This is a genomic window from Caulobacter sp. FV1ye6ST, assembly GCF_058681225.1.
Genome location: NZ_CM178733.1, coordinates 3,668,775 through 3,684,373 on the forward strand (window position 1 = coordinate 3,668,775; position 15,599 = coordinate 3,684,373).

The window sequence follows — 15,599 nt, forward strand, 5'->3', positions numbered from 1 at the left end:
CGCCTACTCCTCCAGGGTCGAGGTATCGAACCCGTGATAGAGGGACAGGAACCGGAACGGGTGGCCCTCGACATATTCCTTGAACATCACGTTGTTGATGTCGCTCTGGGTGTCGAAGGTCCCGACCTTCGCGCCCGGGGCATGCAGCTCCAGATGCCGGCGCGCCAAGTTCAGGGCGACCTGGTCGATCCAGCGCGTGACCGTCTCCCGCGACAGCCGATCATCCAGATAGGCCCGCAGCCAGCGCAGCAGGATCGACGTCTCCGGAGTCGGTCGGGCCAGCACCAGATTGGCGGTGATGCGCGAGCCGGCCTGGAAATTCTTGTCGTTCAGGTTCAGCACCAGATCGGCGTCGGTCCACTGCTCCAGCAGGTCGGCGACGCCGCGCTGCAGCAGCAGGTCGATGTCCGACACGAAGACCGGCCGTTGCAGCAGGTCCAGCAGGCCGCCCAGGCGCTGGAACCGCACCGACTGGTAGTGGGCGACCGGGATCTCGATCAGGCCCTTCGGCGGCGCCTCGAAGCACTGGGTGGTCACCGCCGAAGCGTCGAAGTCGTCGCCGACGAACACCACGCGCGGATCGTCGATCCGCACCGTCGCGGCGGCCTCGGCCAGCTTGCCCGCCCCGCCGATCACATGGATCAATACCAGGAACGGCACGTCGCTGTGCTTGAGCACCGACAGCGCCAGCCAGCGGCCGTAGAGTTCGACGTAGCGGGGATCGCCCGCCGCGAAGAACACCACTTCCGCGCCCAGAGCGTCGGCGTGGGCCTTCAGGCCCTCGTCGTCCAGGGTCTGGCCATCCCCGGTCAGGAAGGTGCGTGGGCCGTCGTCCGGCGCGGGCGGGGTCGGGCCGTCCAGGTCGGCGCCGGTCAGGGCCTCCATAACCGCGCGGTAGTGATTGACCCAGTCGCCCCACTCCGGACCGGGCGACTCCATGCCCATGGCCGCGGCCTCGGCCAGCAGCAGCTCGAACAGCTCGAGAGTTTCGCGGGTCAGGGGTTCGCAGAGGATCAGGCTGACGGCGTCGTGGTAGAACTTCATCCGACCCAGCGGATGCAGGCCCGCCTGCGTGTCGCGCGCGGTGGCGATGGCCTTGGGCAGCTCGGCGGCGACGTCCAGAGCGGACTCCAGCGACGGCGCGGCCGCGGGCGGCGCCTCGGCCGGCACGCCCTCGAAGAAGCGACCCAGCAGGGCCTGGGCCTGGACGCCGACGGGCAAGGTCCCCTCGCCCATCATCACCGCGAAGTTCAGGCCGCCGCGCCAGCCGACCTGCAGCTCGAAGCGCTGCGGGGCCTGCGCCCAGACGGCTTCGCCCGGAAAGGCCAGGTGCTCGAGCAGAGGGGTCTTGGGGGCCAGCACCAGGGCGCCGTCCAGGTGGTCGGCGGCCCAGCGGTGATGGGCGAAGCCGCGATAAGCGCCCTCGGGCTTGAGGGCCTCGAGATAGCGCGACGGCGTGGTGATCCAGCCGGCCTCGGCGATCAGCGGCAGGCGCTCCAGCAGCACGGATGGCCGGGTCAGGGTCTGAACCACATGCGTGGCCAGCACGCAGTCGAAGCGACCCTTGCGCGCGACATGGGCCAGCACGGCGCCATAGGTCTCGGGATCGGAGAGGTCGCCGGGGAAATCGGCGTCCGCCCCGCCCAGCGCGGCGTCGCGCAGATCGTCCGGCCAATGGGGCGGACCGGCGCCGACGAGCAGGATGCGGAAGTCCGGGTCCTCGGCCTTGCATCGCCGGAGCTGGTCCACCAGACCCGATAGATCGCCCAGGCTCGCCAACTGGCCGAACTGCGACGGCCGCGTCGCGCGACGTCCGAACAGCTCGGCTGGCGAGACTTGGCTCACGAAGCGCCGCCTTCCCACAGCCGGCCGTCGGCGGGGATGGACTTGACCCGGTCGCGCCGCGCCAGTTCCTGGCGGTACAGGCCGTGCAGGTCCGCCTCTGTCTGCATCTCGCGATCGTCACGGTCCAGCGACAGGCCGATACGGAAGTAGCTCTCGAGATTGGTCAGGTTCGGCCGCGGCTTCTGGCCGGCCTGATGCTCGGCGATCATCTCGCCGTACAGGTCCTCCAGCTTGCCGGCCAGGAGGTCCATGTCGAACAGCACGCAGCTGTCGCGGTTGGCCTCCAACGTCTCGCGCAGAGCCTGGGTCCTGGCGCGATCGGCGCCGAGCTCGACGGCCTTCTCGACATAGGCCTGCGCGCTGTCGACGACCAGTTCGGGCAGGCCGGCGCTGCGCACCAGGCTCCCGCAGACCCGCGAGGCGAAGCAGCGGCCCGACCAGGTCAGGACCGGCACGGCCATCCACAGCGCATCCGAGGCCGTCGTGTGGGCGCCATACGGCGTGGTGTCCAGGAACAGATCGGCCAAGCGGTAGCGGGCCAGGTGGAAGGCGTTCTGCAACTTCTGGGCGAAGACCAGGCGGGTGCGGTCCACGCCCCGCGCCTCGGCCGCGTCGCGCAAGCGGGCGTTGGTCTCGGGATTGCTGTCCAGCAGCCACAGCACGCTGCCCGGCGTGCGCTTGAGGATCTCCATCCAGCGGTCAAAGACGTGCGGCGTGATCTTCTGCGTGCCGTTGAAGCAGCAGAACACGAACGCGTCCTCGGGCAGGCCGGCCTCGGCGCGGGTCGGGACGGTCTCCTCCACCTTCCGGCGGCGGTCATTGGGCTGGTAGCAGGGGATCCGGCGCACGGCCTCGGAGTAGTAGAGCTCCATCTCCGGCGGGATGATCCACGGGTCGGCGATGATGTAGTGGTGGTAGTCGCTGCCCATCGTGCCGGGATAGCCCAGCCAGTTGACGATGATCGGGGCCGGACGACGGGCGAAGACCGAGGTGCGGGCGTCGCGGGTGTGGCCGTTGACGTCGACCAGGATGTCGATGCCGTCGTCGACGATGCGCTGAGCGGCCTCATCGTCCGACATCGGACGAATATCAGTGAAGTGCTCCACCGCCGCGCGGATGCGGGTGTTCAGACCATCGCTGGACTCCGGACCGCAATAGTAGGCGAAGACCTCGACCTTGGACTTGTCGTGGACCTCGAACAGTTCGGCCATCAGATAGCCGACGGCGTGGTCGCGAAGGTCCGACGAAATGTAGCCGATGCGCGGACGGCGGCCGGCGGTGTCGACCGGGGCGTCGCTGCGATCCACCCGGACCTGCTCGGGCGTGACCTTGGCCTCGCGTTCGACGAAGTTGGCGCCCGCGGCCAGCAGCAGCAACGGGTCGTCCGTATAGGCGGCGATCGAGAGCGGATTGACCCCCGCCAGCAGGGTCTCGCGGGTCACCCGCTCGGTCGGCTGCAGGGCCGGCCACTTGCACTGCGACAGGCGCGTGGCGACCAGCTGGCCGATCACGTCCATGGCCGTGGGATCGAGCTCCGCCGCGCGCTGCAGGGCCAGTTCGGCGCGGGCCGACTGATGCATGTCACCCAGCAGGCGCGCTATCTGCTTGAGGCAGGTGAAGGCATAGCCTGCGCCGACGCCGCTGATCACCACCTGGCGGTTGGCCCCCGCCTCCCAGGTGGCGACGGCCAGTTCGCCCAGCCCGGCCCGCTCCTGGATGCCGCCCAGGTTCACATAGGCCGGCAGGAAGTCGGGATTGATCTTGATGGCGTGTTCCAGAGAGGCCGCCGCGCCGGGATTATCCCCCAGAGCGGCCTGCAGGACCGCGCGGTTGAACAGCGCCACCGACAGCTGCGGATGTTCGGCGTTGAACTTGATCCAGATCTTGTAGGCTTGGTCGGCGAGAGCGGGCTGCCCCCCCGCCCCAAGGTCGGACGCAAGGGTGATCAGGTCGCCCAGCGAGCACCCTTCGGCGGTCAGCGTACTGAGCAGGTTCAGCGTAACGTCGGCCATTGTCTTCCTGAAACCGATAGGCGGCGGACAGGCGTGCGCGAAAGCCGCGCGCGAGTCAGCGCCGCGTGATCATGGCATGGGGTTGGGAACTCGACCAATGCCAGAGCGCATCGATCGGAGGCTATCCGCCGCCCGAGTCTTGGAGACGCGGGCGGCGGACGGGATCAGCCCACGGTCAGATAGGCCGAGATCTGGGCGTCGCTCAGGCTCTGCACCTGGGCGGTCGTCAGGGCGTTGGCCTGGGTCGTGGTCAGCGCCGCTATGTTTGTGGTCGACAGATAGTCCAGCTGGGTGGCGGTCAGGCCTGAGATCTGCGTGGCTTGCAACTGGCCGACCTGGGTCGTGCTCAACGCGTCGATCACCGTCGTGCCCAGGGCGCCCAGTTGGGTGCTCGTCAGGGCCGCCAGCTGCGAGGCCGCCAGATCGCCCACGTCGGTCACCGACAGGCCCTTCAGCTGCGATGCCGTCAGACCCTTCACCTGGGTCGTGGTCAGCGCGGCGGTCTGGGTGGCGTTCAGGGCCGAGATGTTGGTCGCCGACATCGCCGCCAGTTGCAGGATGCTCAGCGCGGCGATCTGGGTGTCGATGAACTGGCCGACATCGGTGGAGCTCAAGGCCGCCAGCTGGCTCGCGCCGATGCCCTTTACCTGGGTGGCGTTCAGAGCGCCGACCTGACTGGCGTCCAGGGCCGAGAAGGCGGTGGTCGAAAGGGCGCCGACCTGGGTCGCGGCCATCAGGGCGATCTGGCCGGCCGACAGCGTCCCAGCCTGGCTCGCGCTCAAGGCTCCCACCTGGGGCGCGGTCAGGGCGGCGACCTGGGTGTCGGCCAAGTCGCCGATGTCGGTCGTCGACAAGCCCTTCACCTGATCGACGGTGAGGCCCTTGATCTGGGCCGCCGTCAGCGCGGCGGTCTGGGTGGCGTCCAGCGCCGAGATGTTGGTCGCCGAGATCAGCGCCAGCTGGGTGGGCGCCAGATTGGCGACCTGGGTCGTCGTCAGCTCGCCGATGTCGGTGGTGTTCAGGCCCTTCAGCTGGTCGGCCGTCAGCCCCTTGATCTGGGTCGTCGTCAGCGCGGCCACCTGGGTGTCGACCAGGGCCGAGAAGGCCGTGGCGGTCAGGGCGCCGATCTGGGCCGCCGACAGAGCGCTGACCTGGGTGGTCGACAGCTCGCCGACATCGGTCACGGTCAAGCCCTTGACCTGGGCGGTCGTCAGGCCCTTCAGCTGCACCGGGCTCAGCTTCGCCATCTGGGTGACGTTGAGGCTGGAGAAGCCGGTGGGCGTCATGCCGCCCAGCTGGGTCGAGCTGAGGGCTTCCACCTGGGTGTCGGCCAGGGCGGCGATATTGCCGGTGGTCAGAGCGCCCAACTGTTGCGCGGTCAGGCCCTTGATCTGTGTCGTCGTCAGCGCGCCGAGCTGGGTGTCGCTCATCAGGGAGACGTTGGTCGCCGAGATCGCGCCCAGCTGGGTCGAGGTCAGGCCGCCGATCTGGGTGGTCGACAGTTCCTGCAACTGGCTCGGAACCAGGGCGGTGATCTGGGCCGGCGCGAGCTGGCCGATCTGGGTCGCCGACAGTTCGTCGATGTCGGTGACCGACAGGCCCTTCAGCTGGGTCGTGCTCAGCGCCTGGAGCTGGGTGTTGACCAGAGCCGAGACCTGGGTGCTGGAGAGCGCCGAGATATTGGTCGCCGACAGCTGCTTCAGCTGATCCGCGGTCAGGGCCCGAATCTGGGTGGTCGAGAACTCGCCGATGTCGCTGGTTGTCAGGCTCTGCAGTTGGCTCGCCGCGATGCCCTTGATCTGGGTGGCGTTCAGCGCCGCGACCTGAGTCTGGTTCAGCAGCGAGAAGCTCGTGGTGCTGAACGCGCCGACCTGCAGGGCCGAAAGTCCCTGGATCTGGGTGTCGGCCAGACGGTCGAGCGCGCCGCCCTGGGCGAAGCCCTTGATCTGGGTGGCGGTCAGGCCCTTGACCTGCGTCGAGGTGATCGCCGCGAACTTAGTGACGTCCAGATTGTTGAGCGCCGTGAATTCAAAGCCGCCGACCTGGGTCGCGCTGAGCACGCCGATCGCCGTCTCGCTGAGTTCCGTCGCGTCGTAGCCCATTCCAGTGATCTGGGTGGCCGTCAGGCCCTTGACCTGGGTCGTCGTCAGAGCGGCGGTCTGCGTCTGACTAAGACTCTTCAGGTTGGTCGCCGACAGGGCGCCGATCTGAGTGGAAGACAGCGCGGCGAGATTGGTGTCGCTAAAGGTCCACAGGATGCCTTGCGGCAGCGCGCCGATCTGAGCCGTCGTCAGGCCGGGAATCTGGCTGGCCTGCAGGTCGTCGGAGTAGCGGTTGGCGAAGCTGCTGATGGCTTCCTTCTTGATCGCGCCAATCTGGCTGGCGGTCAGCGAGCTCACCGCGGTGTCATCGAGCGAGCCGATGTTGGTGGCGTTGATCGCGCCGATCTGGGCCGTCGTCAGATTGGCCAGCTGCGTGCCGGTCAGCTCGTTCAACAGGCCGCCGGAGACCGCACCCACCTGAGCCACGGTCAGCGCCTTAAGCTGGGTCGCCGTCAGGGCCTGGGTCTTGGTCGTGTCCAGGCTTTCCAGCATGGTCGCCGACAGCGCCGACAACAGGCTGGTCGACATGGATGCCGCCTGGGTCTCGTCGATGTAGGCCATGAGGCTGCCCGACAGGCCGTTCGCCTGCGTGCCCGTCAGTCCGCCCATCTGGGTGGTTGTCAGGGCCGCGACCTGGGTCGAGTCCAGGGCGTTCAGCGCGGTGGTGGTCAGCGACCCCAACTGGCTGGCGGACAGCTTGGCCACCGCCGTCGAGAACTCGAGGATATTGACGCCGTCCAGCGCTTTCAGCTGGACGGTCGTCAGGCCCTTGACCTGGGTCGCGGTCAGGCTTTGCACCTGGGTCCCGTCCAGGGCCAGGAAGGCGGTGTTGCTGAGCGCGCCGACCTGGCTGGCGGTCAGGCCCGAAAGCTGGGTCGTCGACAGCTCTTGCACCTGAGTCCCGGCCAGGGCGCCGATCTGCAGAGCCGAAAGCGCGCCGATCTGGGTCGACGACAGCTCGTCGATGTCCGTGACCGACAGGCCCTTCAGCTGGGTGGCGCTCAACGCCTGGATCTGGGTGTTGGCCAGAACCGCGACCTGGGTGTCGGCGAGGGCCGAAATGCTGGCCGCCGAGAGGTTTCTCACTTGATCGGCCGTCAGGGCCTGAATCTGGGTCGTCAGCAGCTCGCCGACGTCGGTGGTCGTCAGGTTCTTCAGTTGGTCGGCCGTAAGACCCTTGATCTGGGTCGTCGTCAGGGCCGCCACCTGATTGGCGTCGAGGGCCGAGAAGCCCGTGGCCGTCAGCGCGCCGACCTGCGCCGCCGAGAGCGCGTTGACCTGGGTGGTCGACAGTTCACCGACGTCGGTGATCGTCAGCGCCTTAAGCTGCGAGGCCGAGACGCCCTTGATCTGGGCGGTCGACAGCACGCCGACCTGGGTGGCGTCCAGGGCCGAGAAGCCCGTGGCCGATAGCGCGCCCAGCTGGGTCGACGTCAGGGCCTTGACCTGCGTGGTGGAGAACTCGGCGATGTCGGTGACGCTCAAGGCCACCAGCTGCGAGGCGGTGAGACCCTTGATCTGGGTGTCGTTCAGCGCGCTGACCTGGGTGGCGTCCCAGGCGGAGAACTTGGTCGCGCCGAGCGCGCCGATCACGGAGGCGCTGAGGCCCGAGATTTGGGTCGTCGACAGATCGGCGACGTTCAACGACGCGATCTGGGCGGTCGACAAAGCGCCGATCTGGGTCTGGTTCAGCTCGCCGATGTCGGTGACGGTCAGACTGGCGATCTGGGTGTTGGTCAGACCCTTCATCTGGGTCACCGTCAGAGCCGCGGTCTGCGTGGCGTCGAGGGCCGAGAGATTGGCCGGAGCGAGGTTCTTGATCTGGTCGGCGCCCAGGGCGCCGATCTGGGTCGCGGACAGTTCGCCCACGTCGGTGAGGGACAGACCGCTGATCTGGGCGGCGGTCAGGCCCTTCATCTGGGTCGCCGTAAGCGCCGCCACCTGGGTGTCGGCCAGGGCCGAGAAGTTGGTCGCCGACAGCGCGCCGATCTGGACGGTCGACAGGGCCGACAGCTGCGTCGTGTTCAGCTCGCCGATGTCGGTGACCGACAGACCCTTCACCTGGGCGGTCGTCAGGCCCTTGATCTGAGTCTCGTTGATCAGGGCGACCTGGGTCGAATTCAGGGCGGAGAAGCTGGTCGCGGCCATGGCGCCCAGTTGGCTCGCGCTCAGCGCCTGGACCTGCGTATCGGCGAGGGCAGCCACGTTGGTGGTGGTCAGGGCCGCTACCTGGGCGGTGGTCAGGCCCTTCAGCTGGGTCGAGGTCAGGGCGCCCATCTGGGTGGCGTCCATCAGGCTGAAATTGGTCGCCGTGATCGCGCCCACCTGCGTGCCGGTAAGGGCGCCCAGCTGCGTGGTCGAAAGCTCCCGCACCTGGGTCGAGGCCAGGGCGGTCAGCTGGGCCGCGGACAGCGCGCCGACCTGGGTCGCCGACAGCTCGTCGATGTCGGAGACCGACAGGCCCTTTAGTTGGGTCGTGTTCAGCGCCTGGATCTGCGTGTTGGCCAGAACGGCGATCTGGGTGTCGACCAGGGCCGAGATGCTGGCCGCCGAGAGGTTCTTGATCTGGTCGGCCGTCAGGGCCGAGACCTGCGTGGTCGACAGCTCGCCGATGTCGGTGACGGTCAGGTTCTTCAGCTGATCAGCGGTCAGGCCCTTGATCTGGCCCGTCGTGATCTGCGCCATCTGAGTGGCGCTGAGGGCCGAGAAGCCCGTCGAGGTCATGGAGCCCAGCTGGCTCGCCGTCAGGGCGCCGATCTGGGTGTCGGCCAGGTCACCGATGTCGGTCGTCGACAAGGCCTTGAGCTGCGAAGAGGTAATCCCCTTCATCTGCGTGGTCGTCAGCGCCGCCGTCTGGTTAGCGTTCAGCGCGGTGAACGCCGTCGCCGTCAGGGAGCCGACCTGGGCGGCGCTCAGAGCGCTGATCTGGGTCGTGGCTAGCTCGCCAATGTCGGAGGCCGTCAGGGCGGCCAGCTGGGCGCTGGTCAGGCCCTTCACCTGGCTCTCGGTCAGCGAGCCGACCTGCGTGGCGTCCAGCGCCGCGAAGTTCGTCGCCGAAAGCGAACCGACCTGCGTGGCGGTCAGCTGACCCAGCTGAGCCGTCGAAAGGCTCTTCACGTTGGTCAGGTTCAGAGCCGACAGCTGCGAGGTCGCCAGGGCGCCGATCTGGGTGTCGGCCAGTTCCGCGATGTCGCTGGCCGTCAAGGCCTGCAGCTGGGCCGCGGACAGACCCCTCACCTGCGTGCTGCTCAGCACCGCGACCTGGGTGTCGACCAACGCCGACACGGCGGCGGTGCTCAGGTTCTTGATCTGGTCGGCGCTCAGCGCCTTGACCTGGGTGGTGGTCAGTTCGCCGATGTCGGTGGTCGTCAGGTTCTTCAGCTGATCGGCCGTCAGCCCCTTCACCTGGGTCTCGGTCAGGGCCGCCATCTGGTTGGCGTTGAGCGCCGAAAGGTTGGTCGTGGACATCGCGCCCAGCTGGGCGGTCGTCAGCGAGGCGACCTGGGTAGTCGACAGTTCGCCGACATCGGTGGTCGTCAGCGCCTTGATCTGGTTGGCGGTCAGGCCCTTGATCTGGGTCGCGTTGATCAGCGCGACCTGGGTGGCGTTCAACGAGGAGAAGCTGGTCGTCGAGATCGCGCCCAGCTGAGTCGACGAAAGCCCGCCGATCTGGGTGTCGGCCAGATTGCCCACATTGGTGACCGTCAGGGCCCCCACCTGCTGGGCGGTAAGGCCCTTCAGCTGCGTCGTCGACAGGGCGCCCAACTGCGTGGCGTCCATCAGGGTCAGGTTGGTCGTGCTGACCGCGCCCAGCTGAGCCGAGGTGAGGCCGCCGATCTGGGTGGTCGTCAACGCCTGCGCCTGGGTGGTGGCCAGCACGCCCAGTTGAGCGGTCGTCAGGCCTCCGATCTGGGTCGAGGACAGCTCACCGATGTCGGTGACCGTCATGCCGCGGATCTGGGTCGCGCTGATGCCGGCGATCTGGCTGTTGCTCAGCCTGGCGACCTGGGTATCGGCCAGGGCCGAGAAGGCGGCCGCCGTCAGCGACCCCACTTGGTTGGGCAGCAGGGCCTCGACCTGGGTCGTGGACAGCTCGCCGACGTCGGTGACGCTCAGGCCCTTCAGCTGGTCAACGGTCAGACCCTTGATCTGGGTCGTCGTCAGCGCCGCCACCTGGGTGTCGGCCAGGGCCGAGATGTTGGTGGAGGTGATGGCGGCCAACTGGCTGGTCGCCAAGGAGCCGATCTGGGTCGTCGTCAGCTCGCCGATGTCGGTGGTCGTCAGGGCTTTCAGCTGGTTGGCCGTAAGACCCTTGATCTGGCTCGTCGACAGAGCCGCCACCTGCGTGGCGTCCAGGGCCGAGAACGCGCCCGTGGTCAGCGCGCCCAGCTGGGTCGCGCTCAGGTACCCCACCTGCGTGGAAGACAGCTCGCCGACGTCGCTGACGCTCAGGGCGGACATCTGCTGGACCGTCAGGCCCTTGATCTGATTTTCGTTCAGCCCGCCGACCTGGGTCGCGTTCAGGGCCGAGAGAGCGGAGGTTGACAGGGCCGCGACCTGGGTCGAGGCCAGGACGGCGATCTGGTCGGTCGACAGCGTCGCGGCCTGACCCGTGGTCAGGGCGCCGAGCTGACCGGCGCTGAGGCCGCCGACCTGGGTCGAGGACAGCTCACCGATGTCGGTGACCGTCATGGCCTTGATCTGGTCGTTGGTGACGCCCTTGAGCTGCGTCGCCGTCAGCACGGCCATCTGGGTGGCCGCCAGGGCCGAGAACGCGCCCGTGGTCAGCGCGCCCAGTTGAGCGGCCGACAGAGCGCCGACCTGCGTCGTCGACATCTCGCCGATGTCGGTGGTGGTCAGGCCCTTGATCTGCGCCGCCGTCAGGCCGGCGACCTGCGTGGCGGTCAGCGACCCCATCTGGGTGGCGTCCAGCGCCGACACATTGGTCGTCGACAGCGCCGCGACGCGATCGACGCCAAGGGCGGCGATCTGGGTGCCCACCAGCTCGCCGATGTCGCCGACGCTCAGGCTCTTGGCCTGGACGACGCTGACGCCCTTGATCTGGTCCTGGCTAAGCGCGGCGATCTGGGTGCCGACCAAGCCCGAGAAGTTGGTCGCCGACAGGGCGCCGATCTGGGTCGAGCCGAGGCTGGCGATATGCGAGGTGTCGAGGGCGGCCAGCTGGGTGGAGGTAAGCGCGGAGACCTGGTTGGTAGAGAGCTGCGTCAACTGGGTGACGTCGAAGACCACCGAAGTCGCGAACTTCGGGATCTGGGTGGTGGTGAGGGCCTTGACCTGCGTCGTGCTGAGCGCGGCGACCTGGGTGTCGGCGAGCGCGCCGATCCCCGTCGCGCTGATCGCTGCGATCTGCGAGCCGTTGAGCGACTGGATGTCCGTCGTGGACAGCCCCTGGATCGCCGTGACCGAGAGGTTCGAGATCTGCGCCGCGGAAAGGCTCGAGATCGACATTCATCCATCCTTGCTGGGCCGATACGCACTTTCGCGCGCCCGACGCAAACCATGGAGACGCCCCCCAAAATCAAGCGTCCCGCAACAAGCCCAACTATGACTTGATTCCGGTAACCATATTTCCTTTCCAAGTCCTTTCAACGAGACATGCCGACGCAGCGTAATGCCTGCCCTGCGTGTGTTCACGCGGACCTATATTTCCCAGTGCTCGGATCGGCCATAAGCCTTATGGGACAAGGCCTTGGCCTGTCCCTGCCTCGTCCGTTCACAGCACCTGAGCAGGCGAGGTTTAGCTTAGCGCGCACTTAACGCGGACGCCTCGAAGCAAGGCGATGGCCCGATTCACGCCCTAATTCCTAACGGCGCCGATTCGGGTTCACCCCTGCCCGGCGGCCAAAAGCTCGAAGCTGGCCATCAGGCCGTCGACCGACGAATTGGCCAGCCAGACGTCGAACATCCCCGGCTCGGCGATCCAGTAGTCGTGGTCGCCGACGAACATCAGGCTCTCGCGCCTCAGCTCGAACCGAACCTCGCGCTCGCCGCCCGGCGCCAGGGAGACGCGCTGGAAGCCCTTCAGCTCGCGCACCGGCCGGGTGCGGCTGGCGACCCGGTCGCGGATATAGAGCTGGACGACGTGGTCGCCGTGCAGATTGCCGCTGTTCTTGACCTTGGCGGTCACATGCAGCGTATCGCTCCACCCCAGCCGCGCCGTCGACAGCTTCATGTCGGTGACGTCGAAGCGCGTGTAGCTGAGCCCGAATCCGAAGGGATAGAGCGCGTCATTGCGGATCGAGCGCCAGCGCGCCTTGTACTCCTGGCCGTTCGGATCGGCCGGCGCTGGGCGACCGGTGGTCCGGCCGTTGTAGAAGAACGGCTCCTGGCCGCTGTCGATCGGGAAGCTGACCGGCAGCCGACCCGAGGGGTTCACCACGCCGAACAGCACGTCGGCCACGGCGTTGCCCATCTCGCTGCCCAGGAACCAGGTCGCCAGGATCGCCTGGGCGTCACGGACCACGCCCTCAAGCTGGATGGCGCGGCCATGGCGGAGCAGGACGACAACCGGCTTGCCGGTGGCGGCGATCGCTTCGGCCAGGCGCTGCTGCACCGGTGGGATTCGGATGTCGGTGCGCGACTTGGCCTCGCCCGTCATGTCCTGGCTTTCGCCGATGGCCAGGAGGACGATGTCCGCGGCCTGGGCGGCGGCCACGGCGCGCTCGAAGCCGCCCGCGACGGTGGTCTCGACCTCGCAGCCGCGCTCGACGATCAGACTTCCCGGATCGGCCAGTTGGGCGCGGACGCCGCTGGCGAGGTCGACGTTCAGGCGACGATCGGCGAAGAAGCCGCCCCAGGCCCCCAGCACGTTGTCGCGGTCATCGGCGAACGGACCGATCAGGGCCAAGCGCTTGCCGGCCTTGGGCAAGGGCAAGAGGGCGCGATCGTTCTTCAGCAGCACGATCGCGCGCGCGCCAGCCTCGCGGCTCAGGGCGCGCAGGGCGGGCGTGGCGGTGCGGGCCGCCTCATCGCGCGGATCCAGCGAGCGGTAGGGATTGTCGAAGAGGCCGATCGCCTCCTTCAGGGCCAGCACTCGGCGCACGGCCGCGTCGACCGTGGCTATCGGCACCGCGCCCGAGGCGACCAGTTCCGGCAGGTAGCGATTGTAGAGGCCGCTCTGCATGCTCATGTCGACCCCGGCCAGGATGGCCAGGCGCGCGGCGTCGCGGTCGTCGGCGGCGTAGCCGTGGGTCACCAGCTCCTGGTCGGCCGTGTAGTCCGAAACCACCACGCCCTTGAAGCCCCACTCCCCGCGCAGGATGTCGGTCAGCAGCCTCTTGTTGGCCGTCGCCGGGACACCGTTGACGTCGTTGAAGGCCGACATGGTGGTCAAGGCGCCGGCCGCGAAGGCGGCCTGGAACGGCGGCAGGTGCACCTCGCGCAGGGTGGCCTCGGAGATCTCGACCGAATTGTACTCCAGCCCCGCCATCACCGCGCCATAGGCGGCGAAGTGTTTGGGCGTGGCCAGCATGCTGTCGCCGGCCTTGAGGTCCTTGCCCTGGAAGCCGCGCACGCGGGCGGCGGCCATCATCTCGCCGAGATAGGTGTCCTCGCCCGCGCCCTCCGCGACCCGGCCCCAGCGCTGATCCCTGGCGACGTCGACCATCGGCGCGAACGTCCAGTGCAGGCCCGAGGCGGTCGCCTCCATCGCCGTGGCGCGGGCGGTGCGCTCGGCCAGGTGCGGGTCGAAGCTGGCGGTCTCGCCCAGCGGGATCGGGAACACGGTGCGGAAACCGTGAATCACGTCGGCCGCGAACAGCAAGGGGATCTTCAGGCGCGAGTCCTCGATCGCGGCCTTCTGCGTGTCGCGCGCGGCCTGGGCGCCCACCCCGTTGAACAGCGCCCCGATCCGTCCAGCCCTTACCTCGGCCAGCAGGATCTCGGCGTTGCGGATATTGACCAGCGGATTGATGTCGCCGATCGGCGGCCGGATCATGTCGGCGAAGCACGACAGCTGGCCGGCCTTCTCCTCGATCGTCATCTGGGCCAGCAGCCCTTCGACGCGATCCGACGCCCGGGCGAAGGCGCGGGGAGCGGTGACGGCCAGACCCATCAGGGCCGCGGCGCTGGACAGGAAGGCGCGCCGGTTCGGCCCCCGCGGGCCGCCGTTCGTCGTCTTCAAAGCCATGGAATCCCCCGGGGACGCTTTACGAGGCCGGCAAAATTGCCGCTAAAGCGTCCCGGCGCAACCGCGCTCGCCTATTCAGCGGGGTGCAGCACCGTCTCGGCCGGAACGCGAGCGGTGTTGTAGACCTCGAGATCCAGGATCCCTTCGCGCTTGGCCACGATGGTCGGCACCAGCACTTGACCCGCCACGTTCACGGCGGTGCGGCCCATGTCGAGTATGGGGTCGATGGCCAGCAGCAGGCCCACCCCTTCCAGCGGCAGGCCCAGGGTCGACAGGGTCAGGGTCAGCATAACAGTCGCGCCGGTCAGGCCCGCTGTGGCCGCCGAACCGATCACCGAGACGAAGACGATCAGGAAATAGTCCGACCAGGCCAGGTGCACGCCGAAGAACTGAGCCACGAAGATCGCCGAGATCGCCGGATAGATGGCCGCGCAGCCGTCCATCTTGGTGGTCGCGCCGAACGGCACGGCGAAGGCGGCATAGGCGCGTGGCACGCCCAGACTGGTCTCGGTCACCGCCTCGGTCACCGGCAGGGTGCCGATCGAAGAGCGCGACACGAATCCCAGTTGGATCGCCGGCCAGGCGCCTTGGAAGAACTTGATCGGGTTCAGGCCGTTCAGGGCCAGAATGGTCGGGTATACGACCAGCAACACCAAGGCGAGACCGATGTAGATCGCGCCGGTGAAGGCGCCGAGCTGGCCGAGCGTCGTCCAGCCGTACTGCGCCACGGCGTTGCCGAACAGGCCGACGGTGCCGATCGGCGTCAGGCGGATCACCCACCACAGCACCTTGCGCACGATCGCTAGGGCCGAGGCGTTGAACTTCAGGAAGGCCTCGCCCGCCTCGCCGACCCTCAGGGCCGCGACGCCCGCCACCAGCGAGATGACCACGATCTGCAGCACGTTGAACGACAGCGAGGTCGTGGCGACGCCAGCGTCCGAAACCTTGGTCGAGGCCGCCAGGCCCAGGATGTTTCCGGGGACCAGGCCGGTCAGGAAGTCCAGCCACGAGCCGTGGGTCTTGGGCGCCTTGGCGGCCGCGGCCGCGACGGTGGTGTGCAGGCCCGGCTGCAGGATCAGGCCCAGGGCGATGCCGATCAGCACGGCGATCAGGGCGGTGACCGCGAACCAGAACAGCGTCCGCCAGACCAGTCGGGCGGCGTTCTGCAGTTGAGCGATATTGGCGATCGAGGCGACGATGGCCGTGAACACGAGCGGCGGCACCAGGGTGCGCAGCAGCTGGACGAAGATCGAGCCGACCTGATGCAGGGTTTCGGCCAGGGCATAGCCCGCCTGCCCTTCGTCCGGTCCCAGGTTGCGGGCCAGCAGGCCCAGGCCCAGGCCGACGACCATGGCGGCCAGCACCTGGACTCCGAACCCGCTGATGAAACGGCTACTCTTCGGCTGGGCGACGGCCATGCGCGATCCTCGACGAACTTGAGGACGGAATGTCGTGCCGTGCGATGGGAATTGCGAGCGAGGTTTTCCGGTA

Annotated in this window: 5 protein-coding genes; all 5 read right to left on the reverse strand. The window is 68.0% G+C overall.

The window, feature by feature from the left end; all coding sequences use genetic code 11:
• Window positions 1-3: 3 nt before the first annotated feature.
• The 5 genes from ACW175_RS17595 to ACW175_RS17615 all read right to left on the reverse strand — a co-directional run bounded on the left by ACW175_RS17595 (window position 4) and on the right by ACW175_RS17615 (window position 15,526).
• Complete coding sequence (locus ACW175_RS17595; RefSeq protein WP_492101295.1) at window positions 4-1,845, reverse strand: FkbM family methyltransferase; 1,842 nt, start codon at window positions 1,843-1,845, stop codon at window positions 4-6.
• Entirely contained in the window at window positions 1,842-3,857 is a 2,016-nt protein-coding gene (locus tag ACW175_RS17600; protein ID WP_492101296.1) for an O-linked N-acetylglucosamine transferase, SPINDLY family protein, read from the reverse strand. Before ACW175_RS17600 ends, ACW175_RS17595 begins: the two co-directional genes overlap by 4 nt.
• 164 nt (window positions 3,858-4,021) lie before the next feature.
• Window positions 4,022-11,428 (reverse strand): beta strand repeat-containing protein, encoded by a 7,407-nt coding sequence (locus ACW175_RS17605; RefSeq protein ID WP_492101297.1) that lies wholly within the window; start codon window positions 11,426-11,428, stop codon window positions 4,022-4,024.
• A 376-nt stretch (window positions 11,429-11,804) separates the two neighbouring features.
• Window positions 11,805-14,108, reverse strand: coding sequence for a glycoside hydrolase family 3 N-terminal domain-containing protein (locus tag ACW175_RS17610; protein ID WP_492101298.1), 2,304 nt, complete (start codon window positions 14,106-14,108; stop codon window positions 11,805-11,807).
• 71 nt (window positions 14,109-14,179) lie between these two features.
• Window positions 14,180-15,526 (reverse strand): dicarboxylate/amino acid:cation symporter, encoded by a 1,347-nt coding sequence (locus tag ACW175_RS17615; protein ID WP_492101299.1) that lies wholly within the window; start codon window positions 15,524-15,526, stop codon window positions 14,180-14,182.
• Between the last annotated feature and the right edge of the window lie 73 nt (window positions 15,527-15,599).